The sequence below is a fragment of the Nonomuraea sp. NPDC050451 genome (assembly GCF_044458585.1).
This window is the reverse complement of the sequence record NZ_JBITHZ010000009.1, coordinates 347613-365103: the sequence shown is the minus strand read 5'-3', so window position 1 is coordinate 365103 and position 17491 is coordinate 347613. Positions and strand designations below refer to the sequence as shown.

Genomic DNA, 17491 nt, shown 5'->3' with positions numbered 1-17491 from the left:
GCAGCTTGGCGGGGCCATCGACGAGCCTCACCGAGACACGGCATGCGGAAGCGAGCCACTGCGTAGCTGACATCTGAATGCTGATCACCGGTGACTCACCTCCACTCTCGAGACCGTCGGAACAGTAGTGTCCGACTCGCTTGACCATGACCCTAAACCGGGAACCCGGGAACGGGCAACATATTTTCTACCTGCGATTTTGTTACATTGACCGCGCCTGGCGGCCTATTGCACGCGGCGTGTCGCCACTATTTCGTCAGGCGGATCATGGCCTCTTGAACGACCGAGACCACGAGCTCACCCGACGCAGTGAACATCTCCCCGCGAGCAAGTCCCCGAGCTCCCCCCGACCAGGGGGACTCCTGAGCATAGAGCAACCAGTCGTCGGCCCTGAAGGGGCGGTGGAACCACATGGCGTGGTCCAGCGAGGCGCCGGAGACGTTGGAGGCACCCCAGGCCATGCCGTGGGCCAGCAGGATCGTGTCGACCAGCGTGAAGTCGGACGCGTACGCGGCCAGCACGACGTGCAGGAGCGGGTCGTCGGGCAGGTCGGCGTGGTAGCGGAACCACACGTTGGTCTGGGCGCTGCGCAGGTCGGGGTTCTTGAACGCCTCCCAGGTGAGCGGCGAGACGTATCTGGCGTCCACCGGGCGGGGGCGCGAGAACCACTCGCGGAGCTCCGGGTGGTCGCCGACCGCGTCGAACATCCGGTCCCGGAACGTGGGGAGCGTCTCGGGGTCGGGCACCTGCGGCATCACGGACGCCTGATGCGTCACGCCCTCCTCGGGGATGTGGAACGACGCCGACATCGTGAAGATCGCCTTGCCGTGCTGGACGGCGACGATCCTGCGGGTGGTGAACGAACGGCCGTCGCGGAGGCGGTCGACGTTGTAGACGATCGGGACGGCGGGGTCGCCCGGGCGGATGAAGTAGGCGTGGAGAGAGTGGACGTGACGGTCCTTCGGCACCGTACGGCCGGCCGCCACGAGGGCCTGGGCCGCCACCTGGCCACCGAAGACGCGCTGGATGCGTTCCTCCGGGCTCCGTCCCCGGAAGATGTCGAGCTCGATCTGCTCCAGGTCGAGCAGATCCAGCAGCTCCTTCAGCGCCTCGTTCACGTGTCCGTCCCCCTTGGGCTCTCGGGTGTTGGGGACAAGTCTGACGTGCCCCTTATATGGGACTAAAGGGGGGCTGTCAGTCGGCACGGCAGAGGGACAAGACAGCCTCGCCGTACCGGTCCACCTTGATCTTGCCGATGCCCGCTATCGACAGCAGCTCCTGCTCCGTGGAAGGCGCGCGTTCAGCAATCGCCTGGAGGGTCACGTCCGTGAAGACGACGTACGGCGGGATCTTGGCCTCCTTGGCGGTGGCGGTGCGCCAGGCCTTCAGGCGTTCGAGGAGGGCCTCGTCGTAGTCCGCCGGGCACGTGGAGCAGCGCCCCAGCTTCTGTTCGGCGGCCGCCACCAGCGTCTTCGCGCACACCCGGCAGCTCACCGGCGCCGCCACCGCGCGCCGTTCGCGAGGTGCGGTCGAGACTCGGGGCGGGGACGAGGAGGTGCGGGGGGCCAGGCCGTCGAGGAAACGGGAGGGGCGGCGGGTCCTGCGGGCGCCGGGGGCACGGGCGCCGGCCCAGGAGAGGGAGAGGTGTTCGCGGGCGCGGGTGACGCCCACGTAGAGGAGGCGGCGTTCCTCCTCGATCTGCTCGGCGGTCTCGGCGTAGATGATGGGGAGCATGCCGTCGGTCAGGCCGACCAGGAAGACGGCGTCCCACTCCAGGCCCTTGGCGGCGTGGAGCGAGGCCAGGGTGACGCCCTCCACTGGCGGGGCGTGCTGCTCGGAGGCCCGGCGCTCCAGCTCGGCCACGTACGCGGGCAGATCGGCGCCCTCGGCCGCCATGTCCTCCGCCAGGTCCGCCAGCGCCTTCAGGGACTCCCATTTCTCCCTGGCCTTGCCGCCGCCCGGGGGGGAAGGCGTCAGGCCGACGCCGGCCAGGATGTGGTGGACCTCGGCGGCCAGGGGCTCCCCGGAGTAGGCACGGGCGGCGCCGCGCAGGAGGACGACCGCCTGGCGGACCTCCGGGCGGTCGAAGAAGCGCTCGGCGCCCCGCAGCATGTACGGGATCTCGGCCTTGGACAGGGCCTCCTCGTAAGCCTCCGACTGCGAGTTGACGCGGAACAGGATCGCGATCTCCCGCGAGGGCACGCCCTTGTCCAGCAGTTTCCTGATCGCGCGGGCCGCCCCCGCGGCCTCGGCGGGCTCGTCGTCGTAGTCGGAGAACGACGGCTTGGGGCCGTCGGGGCGCTGGGCCACCAGGTCGAGCCGGTGCGGAGACCTGACGATCAGCCGGTTGGCCAGGTCGACCACCTGAGGGGTCGAGCGGTAGTCGCGCACCAGCTTGATGACGGCGGCGTCGGGGTGCTCGACCGCGAAGCCCGTCAGGTAGCGCGGGGTGGCGCCGGTGAAGGAGTAGATCGTCTGGTTGGGGTCGCCGACCACGCAGAGGTCGTCGCGGCCCCCGAGCCAGGTGTCGAGCAGGAGCTTCTGCAGCGGGTTGACGTCCTGGTACTCGTCCACGACGAAATAGCGGTACTGCTGGCGGACCTGCGCCGCGACCTCCTGGTGCTCGGTCATCACGGCGGCGGTCAGCTCGAGGATGGTCTCGAAGTCGACCAGGTGGCGTTCGCGCCTGATCTGCTCGTACGCCTCATAAAGGCGAGCGACCTCCTCCGGCGGGACCGGGGGCGTGCGGTGGTATTTCGCCGCGGCCGCCATGTAGTCCTCCGGCCCGATCTGGGTGACCTTGGCCCACTCGAGCTCGGCCGCGATGTCCCGCAACTCGGACCGATCCGGATTTTTACGGATCAGGCGGCAGGCCTCCACCAGCACCGGCAGCTTGGACTCGATCACCGAGGGCGCCTCACCGCCGATGACCCTCGGCCAGAAGTAGGTGAGCTGCCGCAGCGCCGCCGCGTGGAACGTGCGGGCCTGCACGCCGGGCGCCCCGAGCGCGCGCAGCCGCTGGCGCAGCTCCCCCGCCGCGCGAGTGGTGAACGTCACAGCGAGCACGCTCTGCGCGTCGACCACCCCGCTGCGAACCGCGTGCGCGATGCGATGGGTGATCGCCCTGGTCTTGCCGGTGCCCGCGCCGGCCAGCACGCACACCGGACCGCGCACCGCCTCGGCCACTGCGCGCTGCTCGGGATCGAGACCGGCCAGGACGTCATCCATGTTGTTCACCCGTACATAGTCGCAGGTGTAGCGGACAGCCTCTTTATTCTGGCAACATGCGGGCCGACGTATGTTCATAGCCACCAGATGCAAAGAACCGGTCTCTTCCCTCACAATGGGTCCGACCATCTGCATGGGGGAAAGGAAGGCCGTGCGAACTGCGGTTTTCGCGGGCGTGCTCGCGCTCGCTGCCGTCGTGCTCACACCTGTGGCCGCCAGCGCCAACAAGGAGCCGACGCCCGGCCCCACTGACGTCGTCGACCAGTACGGGCTCGGCGAGTTCGCCTACGAGACCATCTCGTACGGCCCCCAGGCACGTCAGGCCATGGACGTCTGGTGGACGCCCGACGGTCAGCAGCGCCCCGGTGTCTTCCTGATCCACGGCGGCTGGTGGTCGGGCGGCGACAAGCGCTACATGAAGGAGATCGTCCGCCAGTACGCCGAGCTGGGCTACACGGTCTTCAACCTCAACTACCGGCTCTCCAGCGACGCGGCGTGGCCCGCGCAGCGCTCGGACGCGCTGGCCGCCATCGCGCTGGCCCGCAAGCACGCCGACCGGTGGGCGTTCGACGCGAGCAACTACGTGGTGGTGGGCTTCTCCGCCGGCGGCCACATCGCGGCGGCCGTGGGCACGTACGGCGACGGCATCTCCGGCCTCAAGGGCGTCGTGGGCCTGTCGCCGATCATCTCGCCCCTGCGCGCCTACTCCGACGGCGAAAAGTCTGATGACCCCAACAAGCGCAAGCTCCGTACGGCCGCCATCCGCCTGGCCGGTGGCTGCGCGCCCAAGGGCAAGTGCTCGCGGGTCTGGGCCAGCATGGAGGTGGCGTGGCACGCCAGCCGCAAGGACGCGCCGATGCTGACCGTGCACTCCAAGGACGAGTTCGTGCCGCCGGTGCAGAGCCAGCTGCTCAAGACGATGCTGGGGCAGGTGGGCGTGCCCGTGACGGTGATCACCCAGCCGGGCATCAACCACAGCAACCCGCTCTATCGCGAGCCCGGGGTGGCCGAGCAGGTGCAGGCCTGGATCGCCGAGCGCATCGGCTGAGCGCCCGAGGCGGGACACCCCCGCCTCAGGAATGAACTTGCACAGTCCGGTTGTTGCATGGAGCGCCTATTTTCCTGACCTCCGGAGGGATCTCCCGACATGGCGCTCACGGTCTACAGCACCACGTGGTGCGGCCCCTGCAAGCGGCTCAAGTCCCAGCTCACCCGCGAGGGCATCAGCTTCAAGGACATCGACATCGAGCGTGACCCGTCGGCGGCAGAGTTCGTGATGAGCGTCAACAACGGCAACCAGGTGGTGCCGACCGTGGTGATCGACACCCCCGACGGCCGCGTCGTGCGCACGAACCCCTCGGCTCGCGAGGTCAAGGCCCTGCTCGGGGCCTCCTGATCACCAGTCGCCGGTCAGCTCGCCGCCGTACCAGGTCTCGATCAGGCGGCGGGCGATCGACACCGGCGGGGGCAGGCGCAGCTCGCCGGACTCCAGCGCCCGCGTCAGCTCCTCGCGCGAGTACCAGCGGGCCTCGGCGATCTCCTCGGCGTCCGGCGTGAGCTCGGTCGAGGTGGCCTCGGCGAAGAAGCCGAGCATGAGGCTGCGCGGGAACGGCCAGGGCTGGCTGCCGAGATAGCGCGGGCGGACGACGGTGACGCCGACCTCCTCCGCCACCTCACGGGCGACGGCGTGCTCCAGCGACTCCCCCGGCTCCACGAACCCCGCCAGGATCGACAGCCGCCCCTCCGGCCACTGCGGGCCGCGGGCGAGCAGGCAGCGGTCGTCCTCGTCGCGGACCAGCATGATCACCGCAGGGTCGACGCGCGGGAAGTGCTGGCTGCCGTCCTGCGGGCAGACGCGGATGTGCCCTCCGGCCTGCACGTCGGTGCGGCTGCCGCAGCGCGGGCAGTATTCGTGGGTCGTGTGCCAGGCCTCCAGCGCCACGGCGTAGACCAGCAGGCCGGCGTCGCGGTCACCGAGCAGGCCCCCCACCTGGCGCAGCCCGGCCGCCACCGGCTCGCCCTCGGGCGTGTCGCGCAGGCTCATCGGGACCGTCACGCGCCCGTTGACGTCACCCCCGGGGACGCCGGGCAGCGGCGCGGCCACCGCGAAGTAGGCGACACCGCCTTCCACGCCGAGCAGGTAGCGCTCGCCCGGCGGCGCGTCACCCGGCGGGTAGAGCACCGCCTGCACCTCGTCGCCCGACCGCCGCACCAGCGTGTGACCGTCGTCGATCACCAGCACCCTGGTCGACGGATCGGACCACGCCCGCTCCAGCCACTGCTCGTTGGCCCGCAGCGCCGAGGATCTGTCGATGGTGCCGCGTGCCAGAAGCAGAGGCCCGATGAGTTGCTCTTCCGCGGTCGTCTCCACAGGCCGTCCCCTCCCGAAATCCCCTGTCATCCTATGACCTCGCAGTTAGCCGGCGATTACGGTATCCGGGCCCCGGGGTGATCTCTCTCGGGCTAAGATCGACGAGTTAGGTTAGCCTTACCTGATCCTTCGGGGGTGCCTTCGCGTTGCGGCTCTACCTGACCGCGCTCAAAACAACCGATTCCGTGACGGACGGCTTCCTGCCCGCGACCGAGGCGCTGGGGCTGGAGGTCACGGTCCTGACGGATCGGCCGGAGCGGCATCCGTACGCCGTGGCGTGCGACGTACGCGACCCGCGGGCCCTCATCGACGCCGTCGAGAGCCTCGGCAGGCCGGACGCGATCTTCACCAACTCGGACCACCTGCAGGCGGAGACGGCGCTCGCGGCGGCCTACTTCGGGCTGCCCGGGAAGGACTGGCGGGCCTGCGTGACCGCCAAGAACAAGTTCCTGATGCGTCGCAGGCTCCTCGAGGCCGGGGTCGAGCAGGTGTGGTCGATCCGGCTCGCCCCCGGCGATCCGGTGCCCGAGCGCCTGCCGTACCCGGTCGTGCTGAAACCGCGCGAGGGTGTGGCCAGCGAGGACGTCATGCTCGTCGAACGCGACCTGGCCGGCGCCGTGGCCCTGGTCAGGAAGCGGCGGCCGGGCGAGACGCTGGTCGTCGAGGAGTACCTGGAGGGGCCGCTGCGGACGCTGGAGACGCTGGGGGACGCGTCCGGGACGCGGGTGCTCGGCGGGTTCGAGACGACGCTGGGGGCGCTGCCGTACTTCATCGAGGAACGGCTCGACTGGGCGCCGCGGGACGGGACGCACGAGCACGTGCTGGCGGCGCTGGAGGCGCTGGGGGTCGGGTTCGGGGCCTGTCACACCGAGTACGTGGTCACTCCGCAAGGACCCCGGATCGTCGAGGTGAACTATCGGGTGATCGGCGACAATTGCGATTTCCTGCTCGGTGATGTGCTCGGGGTGCCGCTGTTCGAGTGGATCCTGCGGGTGCATCTTGGGGAGGCCGTGCCCGACATTCCGGAAATTTCGTCGTACGGGAGTGCGGTCAGCCTGGTCGCCGACCGGGCCGGGACCGTCAAGGACGCCCCCGGGACCGAGACCCTCGTCGACGGGGACGTCCGGCTGTGGCACCGGCCGCTGCGGGCCGTCGGGGACGTCGTTTCGCTGACGCACACGAACCGGGACTACCTGGGCGTCGTACGTGCCGTCGGTCCCTCCCGGGCCGCCGTGGACGCCACCGTCGAGGCCTACCGGGCCGCGCGGCCGTGGGTAGTCGAATGAGCGATCGGGAGGCCTATCTGGCCGCCCGGGTCCTGAACGCGTTGCTGCGCGAGGACTACGGCGGGCTGTCCTCCCGGATCAGCCGGACCAAGGACGGTGTGGGGCTGCCGCTGGCGGACGGCCGGTGGGTGCGCCTGGAGCCGGGCGCGCTGTTCCAGGACTTCGTGGTGGCCCCGGCGGAGCGGCTCGGGCTGGAGCAGGTGCTGGAGACGCTGGTGGAGGTGGCGGACCCGGCGGACTCGGAGGGCGTCGCGGCCTTCTTCGAGGAGTGCCTGGCGGCGCTGACCGCTCTGGAGCTGCACGACTCGCGCGCCGGCGAGGTGCTCGGGCGAGGGCCCTCCTATGAGGCGCTGGCCGCCTTCGTGGACCATCCCGTCTATCCGACCTCCCGGGCCCGGGTGGGGCTGTCGGAGCAGGAGCTGCTGGCCTACGCGCCGGAGTTCGCGCCCTCGTTCGAGCTGCGGTGGGCGGTGGTGCCCCGCCGGGCGCTCGCGCCGGGCTCCGCCACGCGCTTCCCCGCCGACGCGGGCGGGTGGGAGGTGGGGCCGGACGAGGTGCTGTTCCCCGTGCACCCGCTGACGGTCGGCGAGGTGCGGAAGATCGACGGGGTACGGGTGCTCGACGAGGCGCGGGTGACCGTGCGGCCCACCCTGTCCATGCGGACCGTCGAGATCGACCCCCGTACCCATCTCAAGCTGCCCCTCCCCATCAGCACCCTGGGCGCCCGGAACAGACGGTCGATCAAGCCGGGCACGCTGGGCGACGGGGCCAAGGCCGAGCTGCTGCTCCGGGAGCTGGCCGGCCCCGACGTGGTGCCGGCCGACGAGCAGGCCTATGCGCACGCCGGGCACGAATACCTGGCCTGGATGGTCAGGCGGCTGCCCGAGGGGAAGATCGTGCCGGTGGCCGCGCTGGGCGCGCCAGGGGTGCTGGACGAGGTCGGCGACGTCGTCCCCGCCTATCTGCGGCTGCTGCTGCGCTGGAACGTACGGCTCTTCGTGCGCTACGGCGTCGCCCTCGAAGCCCACCAGCAGAACCTCGCCCTGGTCTTCCACGAGGACCGGATGCGGCTGCTCGTCAAGGACAACGACGGGCTGCTGGCCTCGCCCGCGAGGCTGCGGGCGGCCGGGATCGAGGTGCCCGAGTTCGCCGACGGGCGGATGCTGAACGACGATCCGCACGCGCTGGCCGACGTGTTCGTGACCATCACGCTGCATCTCGCCGCCGCCGCCGTGGCGTTCGGGGCGATGCCGCACGCCGGGGCGGCGGCACTGCTGCGCGACACGCTGGCCGAGGCCCTCGACGAGTACGGCGAGGATCCCATGGCCAAGATCCTGCGCGCCAGGACCCTGGACGCGGCCAGGCTCACCGGCAAGTCCATGATCACCGCTGGGACGCTCGTCGCGAAGGAACGCTCCGGCGCCCGCGACGTCAACAAGTTCTACGGCACCAGCGGGCCCAACTACCTGAGGAGAGCTTGAATGCACGCTCCGGCCATCGACGCGCCCTCCGCCCTGGCCGAGGAGGCGACGCTGGCGGCCCTGCTGCGCTGCTGCGTGCGGGAGGTGGCCGGGCCGCGCGGCCTGGTCTGGCCCGCGCCGCCGTACCTGCTGCTGCGGGTGGCGGGCACGCTGCTGCGGGTCCGCACCCACGGCGGCGCCGCGCTGCGCTTCGACGGCCGGCCTGAGCGCCTGGAGGAAGGCGCCTGGCAGCCGCTGACGACCGACGAGCTGGTACGGCTGGCCGAGTCCGACCTCCACGGGACGAACGGCGAGTTCGCCGAGCAGGTGGCGGCCAGCCGCGAGGCGGTGGCCATGATCCTGCGCGCGAGGGAGGACGCCGTCCCGCCCGCCGATCCGTGGCTGGCCTCGGAGCAGTCGCTGGTGTACGGCCATCCCTTCCACCCCAGCCCCAAGGCGCGCGGCGGGGACGGCTGGCTGCGCTACGCGCCCGAGGCGCACGCCGAGTTCCCCGTCCGGCTGCTCGGCGTGCGCGAGGACGTGCTGGCCGAGGGCGGCGACGCGTCGGTGCTCGACACGATGGGCGAGGCGCCGCGCGGCTACCGGCTGCTTCCGGCGCACCCGTGGCAGCTGGAGCTTCTGAGGCCGGCGTTCGGGGCCGAGCTGATCGACCTGGGGCCGGGCCCGGCGGTGCTGCCGACCTCGTCCGTGCGGACCGTGTACGCGCCCGGGGCGGAGGCGTGCCTGAAGTTCTCCCTGGACGTGCGGATCACGAACTGCGTGCGCAAGAACGCCTGGTACGAGCTGGCCGGCGCCGTGGAGCTCACCTCCCGCCTGGGCCCGATCTTCAAGGAGGTCGCCAACAGGCACCCCGCCACCCGCTGGCTCCCCGAGCCCGGCTACCGCACGGCTGCCCTCGGCACCCGCCTCCACGAGGGCCTGGGCGTGATCGTCAGGCAGAGCCCCTGGACCGCCTGCTCCCCCGGCGTGACCCCGGTGCTGGCCGCCGCGCTCGCCCTCGGCGCGCCGGTCAAGGACCCGCTCGCCTGGTGGCGGGCGTACGTGTCGGCGGTCGCGCTGCCCGTCCTGGAGCTGTATTTCGCGTACGGCGTCGTTCTGGAGCCCCACCTCCAGAACGTCCTGGTCGGCCTGGACGCGGACGGGCTCCCCGCGGAGGCCGTCTTCCGTGACCTGGAGGGCACCAAGCTCGTCGCCGGCCGCCACGACCTCGGCGGCCTGCACCCCGAGGTGGCCGCGGCCCTCACCTACGACGCCGAGCGTGGCTGGGCCCGCGTGGTGTACTGCCTGCTCGTCAACCACCTCACCGAGATCGCCGCCGCGGTCGCGGGAGCGGACGACGGGCTGCTGCGCGAGCTGTGGCGGATCGCCCGCGACCTGCTCGCCGGCCAGGCGGGCGAGCTCGGCCGGCCGCTGCCCCTGTCGGACCTGCTGGCCGGCGCGCCGCTGCCCGCCAAGGCGAACCTGGGCGTCCGCTGGGCGCGAGCGGCCGACCGCGCCGCCGGTTACGTCCCGATCGCGAACCCGCTCGCATGATCACCGACCGCGTCCAGGACGCCGCGCTGCGCCTCGATGAGGCCCCCGCCTACCTGTACGACCTGCCCGCGCTGGACGAGCACGCCGCCTCCGTACGGCGGGCGCTCGGCGGGGTCGAGCTGTACTACGCCGTCAAGGCCAACCCGGACGCCGAGCTGCTGCGTGTGCTGGCCGGGCACGTGGACGGGTTCGAGGCGTCGTCGGCGGGCGAGCACGCGCACGTCACGACCCTGTTCCCGGGCAAGCCGGTCGCGCTGGGGGGCCCCGGCAAGACCGACGCCGAGCTGCGCCTGCCGCACCACCGCATCCACGTCGAGTCCCCGAACGAGCTGCGCCGCCTTCTCGCCACCGGCCTGGAGGCCGACGTGCTGCTCAGGCTCAACCCCGACCTGCCGGTCGAGGGCGCCGCGCTCACGATGAGCGGGCCGTTCGGCATGGACGAGCAGGGCGTGTCGGAGTGCCTGCCGCTGTTCACCGAGCGGGTACGCCTGCGGGGCCTGCACACCCACCTGGCCAGCGGTCTGGACGCCCCTCAGCTCCTGACCCTCGCCAAGGCGCTGCTGGACAACGAGCACGAGGAGGTCAACCTGGGCGGCGGCATGGCGGTGTCCTACACGGCACCGGAGTCCAGGTTCGACTGGGCGGCGTACGGGGCGGGCCTCGCGGCCGTCCAGGCCGGGAAACGCCTGCGGATCGAACCCGGCCGGGCGCTGACCGCGTACTGCGGCTACTACGTGACCAGGGTCGTGGACGTGAAGCGGGTGCGGGGCGAGGCGTACGCGATCCTGCTGGGCGGCACCCACCACCTGCGGACCCCGGCGACCAAGGGCCACGACCAGCCGTTCACGATCCTGCCCACGGGCAAGGGCCCGGGCGTGGCGGACGAGCCGATCACGTTCGTCGGCCAGCTATGCACCCCAAAGGACGTTTTTTCCCGAAAAATCGTGACCTCGGCCCGCGTCGGGGACACCGTGGTCTTCGAGCTGGCCGGCGCCTACGCCTGGAACATCTCCCACCACGACTTCCTCATGCACCCGAAGCCGGCGTTCCACCATCTACGAGCTTGACCCCCTCGACGAGCGCGACCAGGCCGTCGGCGTCGAGCAGGTTGACCGGGCGTACGGTGCGGTTGGCGCGTACGTAGTGGAAGGCCGCCCGCACCTTCTCCAGCGGCACCCCCGCCAGGTGCGACCAGGCCAGCCGGTACGCGGCCAGCTGCACCGACGCCACCCTGGTGGCCTTCTTCCCCTTGGGCGGCTCGCCGGTCTTCCAGTCGACGACCTCGTAGCCGCCGTCCGGCAGCTCGAAGACCGCGTCCATCCGCCCGCGCACGAGCCGATCGGCGATCATGGTCTCGAACGGCACCTCCAGATCGACCGGCCGACGATCGGCCCACTCGCTCTGCTCGAACCGCTCCTGCAGCTCGGCGAGGCGCACATCGGCCTCTTCGAGCTCCTCGTCGTACAGCTCCAGGTCGTCGATCAGCCGCTGCTGGTCCCACCGCGTCTCCAGCCACTTGTGGAACGACGTGCCCCGGCGCGCCAGCGGCGCGGGCTTGACCGGGACCGGGCGGCGGATCTTGCGCGCCAGCTCGCGCGGGTCGCCGGCCAGCGTGACCAGCGACGACACGGTCAGCTTGGCGGGCAGCTCGACGATCGTGGCGGGGCGGCGCCGGTGCAGCTCCCGCTCGCGCAGCAGCAGGTCGGTGTCGCGCTCCCAGGCCCGCAGCCGCTCCTCCTCGAACGCGCGCAGCGGCTCGTCCTCCTCCTCGGCGAGCGCCCCGGCCAGGGCGTCCTCGACCAGGCGGGCGCCGTCGAGCACGGACTCGTAGCGCAGGCCCTCGGGCGTGACCGGCCAGGTGGCCTCGGCGGGCTCGGCGAGCAGCGGGTTGGTGGCGCCGTCGGCCAGGTCGCCGGCCCAGAACGAGACGCGGTCGGCGGTGTCGCGGATCTCCAGCAGGAAGTCGGACGGCTCCAGCGGCTTGGTGGCGCTCCCCCAGCGGTAGCCGGAGGCGATCAGGTGGTAGTGGGCGCGCGTCACGGCCACGTACGCCAGCCTGCGCTCCTCCATCAGGTCGCGCTCGCGGCAGTACTCGTCGAACGCGCCCAGCTCCTCCTTGCTCAGCCCGCTCAACCGCGGCAGGTCGGCGGCGTCGCCGCGGAGCGGGTAGGGGAGCTTGCGCGGGTTTTCGGTCCAGCGGCTGTTCATGACCGGCGTGGCGGGGAAGATGCTGCCCGTCGCGATCGTCCCCTTCGAGCTGACGAGCTGCGACAGGCCCGGCACGACCACGATCGGCCACTCCAGCCCCTTGGAGGCGTGCACGGTCATGAGCTTGACGCTGTTGCTGTCGCCGACCCGGCCTGCCTCCAGCCCGAACTCCTCGCTCTCCGCCGCCTGCAGGTAGGCCAGGAACGCGCCCAGTGTCGGGTCCTCCGCGTCGCCCGCGAACCTGGACGCGGCGTCGAGGAACGCGTCGAGATCGGCCCGCGCCGCGAACGTGCTCGACGTGCCGCTGCGCGCGGCCACCTCGACGTCGAGGCCGAGCGTGCGCTCGACCTCGCTGATCAGGTCGGGGAGCGGCTGCGCGGTGTGCGCCCTGAGCCGGCGCAGCTCCTGGGCGAGCGCCACGAGCCTGGTGCGGGCCAGCGGCGAGAACGTCTCCAGCCACTCCTCCCGGTCGGGCAGCTCGTCCAGCGCGTCGACCAGGCTGCCGCGCTCCTCGGCCAGGTCGGCCACCACCTGGTCGAGCGGGTCCTCCTCCCGGCCGCTCTCGCTCAGCTCGCGGGCCAGCTGCCTGGCGTGCTCCCCCAGCACCCGCAGGTCGGCGGGCCCGATCCGCCAGCGGGGCCCGGCCAGCAGTCTGGCCAGCGCGTCGCCGGCCGTCGCGTCGTACAGGACGCGCAGGGTGGCCACGATGTCGGTCACCTCGGGCACGGTCAGCAGGCCGCCGAGGCCGACCACCTCGACCGGGATGTCGCGCTCCTCCAGCGCCCGGCGCAGCGCGGGGAACTGCGAGCGCTTGCGCGCCAGGATCGCGACGTCCTGGGGCTGCACGGCGAGCGTCTTCTTGCGCTCCTTCTCGCCCCAGGGCAGGCCGTCGGGCGCCGTCTCCGTGCCGAGGATCCTGGCGATGCCGTCGGCGACCCACTTCGCCTCGTCCTCGGCCGTCTCGTGGAAGGCGCAGGTGACCCGGCCGCGGTCGACCCGGTTGGGGCCGGGGACCAGGACCGGCACCTCGCGGGCCTCCATGCGGAGCGGGAGCTGGACTCGGGCGGCGACGTCGAGCACCCGGTCGCCGTTGCGGAAGCTGACGCTGAGCTGGCGGACCTCGGCGGGGTCGCCGGTGCTGTTGCGGAAGTCCTGGGGGAAGCGGCGAAGGTTGCCGGCGGAGGCGCCGCGCCAGCCGTAGATGGACTGGCAGGGGTCGCCCACGGCGGTGACCGGGTGGCCGCCGCCGTAAAGGGAGCGCAGCAGGACGAGCTGGGCGTGGCTGGTGTCCTGGTATTCGTCGAGCAGGACCACGGAGTAGCGGGCGCGCTCGATCTCGCCGACCTCCTTGTGGTTGGCGGCGATCCTGGCGGCCAGCGACATCTGGTCGCCGTAGTCGATGACCTCCCGGCCGCGCTTGAGCCGTTCGTACGCCTCCACCATCGGCAGCAGCTGCTCCCTGGCGGCCTGGACGCTCAGCGGCTTGCGCTGGGCCACGGTCGTCCTGCCGGGCAGCAGGTCGAGCCTGCCCCGCAGCCACTCCCCCACCCGCCGCACGTCGCCGGCCGACCGCAGGTGCTCCGACAGCTCGCCGGCCAGCTCCAGCACGGCGGCGGTGACTGACGGCGGGCCCAGCTCGATCCGGTCCATCGGCCCGTCGTACATCGCCACCACCCGCGACGCGAGCTGCCACGACACCGCCGGCGTGACCAGGCGCATGGTGGGCTCCAGCCCTTCGCGCAGGGCGTGGTCGGTGACCAGGCGGGCGGCGTAGGCGTGGTAGGTGGACACGGTCGGCTCGTTGTCCAGCGCGCCCGGCTCCACGAGGCCCGCCTCGGCCAGGCCGTTGAGCCGCTCCCTGACCCGGGTGGCCAGCTCGGCGGCGGCCTTGCGGGTGAAGGTCAGGCCCAGCACGTTTTCCGGTTTGACCAGGCCGTTGGCGACCAGCCAGACCACGCGCCCGGCCATGGTCTCGCTCTTGCCCGAGCCCGCGCCGGCCATGACGACCATGGGCTCCAGCGGGGACTCGATGACCGTGGCCTGCTCACGGGTGGGGGGCAGGATGCCGAGCTTGCCGGCGAGTTCGGCGGGGGTCAGCACACCTGGCCCCCGTTGTCGTTGACCGGGCAGCTGGCCCTGGCCGCGCACGTGCGGCAGCCGTCGTTGACCTTGGCCTGGAAGAACGGGCCCGACATGCCGGTCGCCACCGTGTCGACCAGGTCCTTCGCCCAGCCCGGGTCCTTGTCGTCGGCCAGCGGTTGCTGCGTCTGCTCCAGCGCGTCATGTTTGCCCGCCGCCTTGCCGACCTGGACCAGCGCGGCGCCGCCCGGCTCGGTCATGCCGTGGCGCGCGAAGGCCCCGAGAAGTGCGGCGAGCTGGTAGACGCCCAGCTGGGGATGGCGGTCGAGGTCGCCGGCCTTGGGCTTGGAGCCGCCGGTCTTGAGGTCGATGATCACGGCGCGGTTGTCGCCGTCGCGCTCGACCCGGTCGACGCGCCCCTTGATCTGGACGCCCTCGGTGACCATCGCCGTGAACGCCTCCTCCAGGGCCACCAGCTCGCGCGGGTTTTCCTTGTGCCAGCGCAGGAACTTGCCGATCATCTGCTCGGCCACCTGGCGTTGCTTGCGGTTGTACCAGACGCCGCCGAAGTCGAGGTCGTTCCAGACCTGGTTGAGGCGGTCGCCCAGGAGGTCCTCGCTGGGCAGGTCGGTGGCCGCCAGGACGGCCAGGGCGTGGATGATGTTGCCCAGGCCCTGGGCGGTGCTGGTGCCCGCGGCGCCGACGGCCGTCTCCAGCAGCCAGCGCAGGCCGCACTTGGTGAAGCTCTCGACCGCCGAGGGCGAGATGCTGACGACGTCGTCGGGCCAGCTCAGCGGGCGATCGTCGGAGATGGGCGTGAGGGCGTACCAGTCGTTGGGGTGGGCCCCCTGGACGCCCGCGGCGGCAAGGCGGGCGAGCTGCCTGGCCGCCTTCTGCCGCATCTTCGCGGGCTTGGTGGGGTCGGTCACCGCGCTGCGGAGGTCGGCCACCAGGGCGGACATGTTCAGCCAGCGGGCCCGGTCGTCCACCGTGGCCGACTCCACCGCTCCCGGCATCAGCTCCGACAGGAACCTGGACGGGCGCTCGTCGGTGTCCTCGCCGCCCACCGCGGTCACCACCAGCCTGCGCCTGGCCCTGGTGGCGGCCACGTAGAACAGCCTGCGCTCCTCGGCCAGCAGCTTGGAGACCAGCGAGGCGGCGTTCGGCTTGGTGCCCTCGACCACCTCGACGAGGTCTTCCACGCCGAGCAGCGACCCGCGCAGCCGCAGGTCCGGCCAGACGCCCTCCTGCACGCCCGCGACGACCACGACGTCCCATTCGAGGCCCTTGGAGCGGTGGGCGGTCAGCACGCGTACGGCGTCGCCGTCGGGGGCCCGGTCGGCCAGCGTGTCGCCGGGGATCTCCTGGGCGGCCAGGTCGTCGATGAACACCTCGGGGCCCGCCTTGGGCATCCGGTCCACGAACCGGGCCGCGTGGTCGAACAGGGCCACCACGGCGTCGAGGTCGCGGTCGGCCTGCGCGCCCCTGGGGCCACCGTGCAGGCTCAGCTCGGTCCAGCGCCCGGCCAGGCCGCTGGCGTCCCACACGGCCCACAGGAGGTCTTCCGCCGTCCCCTCCTGCCGCGCGGCCTCGCGGGCGGCGGCCAGGAGCTTGGCCACGCGCTCGGCGGGCACGGCGACGTGGTCTTCGACGCGGATGAGCTCCCTGACGTCCTGCACGGCCGCGACCAGCAGCTCGCCGGACGACCGCGTGCCCTCCGCCTCGTTCTCGGCGATCTTGAGGGCGCGGCGCAGGCGGCGTACGCCGATCATGTCCGTGCCGCCGAGCGGCCCCGTCAGCAGCTCCTCGGCCACGCCCTCGTCGAGCTGGGCGGGGTCCATGGCCACGCGGAGCATGGTGAGCAGCGGCCGCACGCCGGGCTCCTGCGCGATCGGCACCTCGTCGCCCGCGATCATCGTCGGCACGCCCGCGTTGACCAGCGCCCGGCGCAGCAGCGGCACCTGGCGCTTGGCCGAGCGCACCAGCACCGCCATCCGGTGCCACGGCACCCCGTCGATCAGGTGCGCGCGCCGCAGCGTGTCGGCCACGATCGCCGCCTCCTGGCTGGTGCTGTCGGCCAGCAGCACCCGCACGTCGCCGGGGTCCGCATCGGGCAGCGCCGCGAGGTCGCGGTGGTCGTGCTCGTGCCCGTACGCGTGGTCGGGCATGGGCGCCACCGGCAGCCGGGCCGCCACCCGGCGGGAGGCCTCCAGCAGGTCGGCCCCGCTCCTGCGGCACACCCGCAGCGCCAGCACCGGCGCCTCGCGGCCGTCCAAGGTCTTGAACCGCTCGGGGAACTTCATGATGCCCTGCACGTCGGCACCCCTGAAGCCGTAGATCGACTGGTCGGGGTCGCCGACGGCGACCAGGTCGGCCCCGTCGCCCGCGAGCTGGGCCAGCAGGAACTCCTGCGCCGGGTCGGTGTCCTGGTATTCGTCCACGAACACCACGTCGTGCGCCGCCCGCTCCCGCTCGCGCACCTCCGGCCGGGCCAGTAACGCGGAGGCGGCCCCGATCAGCTCGGCGTAGTCGTAGGTCTCCTCCGGGTCGAGGTCGAACCTGTCCTGGTAGCGCTTGGCGAACCTGCCCGCCGCCGCCCAGTCGCCCCTGCCGTGCAGCCTGCCGAGGGCGATCAGCCGCTCGGGGTCGAGCCCGCGCTCGTTGGCCCTGGACAGGAAGTCGCGCAGCTCCTCGGCGAAGCCCCGCGTCTTGAGCGGCTCGCGCAGCGACACCGGCCAGTCGAGCGCGCCGCTCTCCAGCTCGCCGTGGAGCAGCCGGCGGATCTCCAGGAGCTGCTCGGGGCCGGTCAGCAGGCGCGGCGGGGCCTTGCCCTCGAGCACGGCCTCGCGGCGCAGGAGCGCGTACGCGTAGGAGTGGAAGGTGAGGGCCAGCGGGGTGCGGGTGGTGCGGCGCAGGCGGGCGGTGACCCGCTGGCGCAGCTCCTCGGCGGCCTTGCGGCTGAAGGTGAGGATGAGCACCCGCTCGGGGTCGACGCCGCGGCGCTCGATCCGGTCGACGACGCTCTCGACTATCGTGGTGGTCTTGCCGGTGCCCGGACCTGCGAGAACGAGCAGCGGGCCGCTCTGGTGGGCGACCACGGCACGCTGGTGCTCATCGAGCACAGGGGGCACAACAGGGCTACCGTTGCCGCGCCGCACCAAGCGCCAGGTCTGACCACTCACAACACTAGATTCCACCAGACCACAGGGACAGATCGTGCCGACTTGCCCGGTCTCCCCACGCGATCCGCCTACCGTACCGGGGCAAATCTCCACTTTCTCGCGCGACACGCCGCCCTCATGTTC

At 72.1% G+C, this 17491-nt stretch carries 11 protein-coding genes; 6 read left to right on the top strand and 5 right to left on the bottom strand.

Features of this window, described 5'->3' with window-relative positions:
- Positions 1 to 248: 248 nt before the first annotated feature.
- The gene (gene tesB / locus ACIBI9_RS28515; protein WP_397226015.1) at positions 249 to 1118 is read right to left on the bottom strand and encodes an acyl-CoA thioesterase II; all 870 of its coding nucleotides are present in this window, start codon (positions 1116 to 1118) and stop codon (positions 249 to 251) included.
- A gap of 76 nt (positions 1119 to 1194) precedes the next feature.
- The gene (locus ACIBI9_RS28510; protein WP_397226075.1) at positions 1195 to 3228 is read right to left on the bottom strand and encodes an ATP-dependent DNA helicase UvrD2; all 2034 of its coding nucleotides are present in this window, start codon (positions 3226 to 3228) and stop codon (positions 1195 to 1197) included.
- Between the two features lie 151 nt (positions 3229 to 3379).
- Here ACIBI9_RS28510 and ACIBI9_RS28505 point away from each other — a divergent pair, with 151 nt between their 5' ends.
- Positions 3380 to 4276: an alpha/beta hydrolase gene (locus ACIBI9_RS28505; RefSeq protein WP_397226013.1), complete on the top strand. Its 897-nt coding sequence runs from the start codon at positions 3380 to 3382 to the stop codon at positions 4274 to 4276.
- 99 nt (positions 4277 to 4375) lie between these two features.
- Entirely contained in the window at positions 4376 to 4624 is a 249-nt protein-coding gene (locus tag ACIBI9_RS28500; protein WP_397226011.1) for a mycoredoxin, read from the top strand.
- Here ACIBI9_RS28500 and nudC read toward each other — a convergent pair whose 3' ends face one another.
- Entirely contained in the window at positions 4625 to 5599 is a 975-nt protein-coding gene (nudC, locus tag ACIBI9_RS28495; protein ID WP_397226009.1) for an NAD(+) diphosphatase, read from the bottom strand.
- A 146-nt stretch (positions 5600 to 5745) separates the two neighbouring features.
- Between nudC and ACIBI9_RS28490 the strand changes: the two genes are divergently transcribed.
- Genes ACIBI9_RS28490 through ACIBI9_RS28475 form a run of 4 tightly spaced genes read left to right on the top strand, consistent with a single transcriptional unit; the run spans position 5746 to position 10966 of the window.
- Positions 5746 to 6885: a siderophore biosynthesis protein gene (locus ACIBI9_RS28490; protein ID WP_397226007.1), complete on the top strand. Its 1140-nt coding sequence runs from the start codon at positions 5746 to 5748 to the stop codon at positions 6883 to 6885.
- A complete protein-coding gene (locus ACIBI9_RS28485; RefSeq protein ID WP_397226006.1) occupies positions 6882 to 8366 on the top strand; it encodes an IucA/IucC family protein in 1485 nt (494 codons plus the stop codon). The genes ACIBI9_RS28490 and ACIBI9_RS28485 overlap by 4 nt, the downstream gene beginning before the upstream one ends.
- A complete protein-coding gene (locus ACIBI9_RS28480) occupies positions 8367 to 9899 on the top strand; it encodes an IucA/IucC family protein (RefSeq protein WP_397226004.1) in 1533 nt (510 codons plus the stop codon).
- Positions 9896 to 10966, top strand: a complete 1071-nt coding sequence (locus tag ACIBI9_RS28475; protein ID WP_397226002.1) for a type III PLP-dependent enzyme — start codon at positions 9896 to 9898, stop codon at positions 10964 to 10966. The genes ACIBI9_RS28480 and ACIBI9_RS28475 overlap by 4 nt, the downstream gene beginning before the upstream one ends.
- Here ACIBI9_RS28475 and ACIBI9_RS28470 read toward each other — a convergent pair.
- Complete coding sequence (locus tag ACIBI9_RS28470) at positions 10926 to 14207, bottom strand: ATP-dependent helicase (protein ID WP_397226000.1); 3282 nt, start codon at positions 14205 to 14207, stop codon at positions 10926 to 10928. The two genes, ACIBI9_RS28475 and ACIBI9_RS28470, sit on opposite strands and share 41 nt — an antisense overlap.
- Positions 14201 to 17308, bottom strand: coding sequence for an ATP-dependent helicase (locus ACIBI9_RS28465; protein WP_397225998.1), 3108 nt, complete (start codon positions 17306 to 17308; stop codon positions 14201 to 14203). Before ACIBI9_RS28465 ends, ACIBI9_RS28470 begins: the two co-directional genes overlap by 7 nt.
- Between the last annotated feature and the right edge of the window lie 183 nt (positions 17309 to 17491).

What these genes read in the sequence shown, in the direction of transcription:
- ACIBI9_RS28510 (WP_397226075.1), bottom strand. Translation starts at nt 3,228, where the DNA reads ATGGATGACGTCCTGGCCGGTCTCGATCCCGAGCAGCGCGCAGTGGCC.
- ACIBI9_RS28500 (WP_397226011.1), top strand. Translation starts at nt 4,376, where the DNA reads ATGGCGCTCACGGTCTACAGCACCACGTGGTGCGGCCCCTGCAAGCGG.
- ACIBI9_RS28475 (WP_397226002.1), top strand. Translation starts at nt 9,896, where the DNA reads ATGATCACCGACCGCGTCCAGGACGCCGCGCTGCGCCTCGATGAGGCC.
- ACIBI9_RS28485 (WP_397226006.1), top strand. Translation starts at nt 6,882, where the DNA reads ATGAGCGATCGGGAGGCCTATCTGGCCGCCCGGGTCCTGAACGCGTTG.
- ACIBI9_RS28480 (WP_397226004.1), top strand. Translation starts at nt 8,367, where the DNA reads ATGCACGCTCCGGCCATCGACGCGCCCTCCGCCCTGGCCGAGGAGGCG.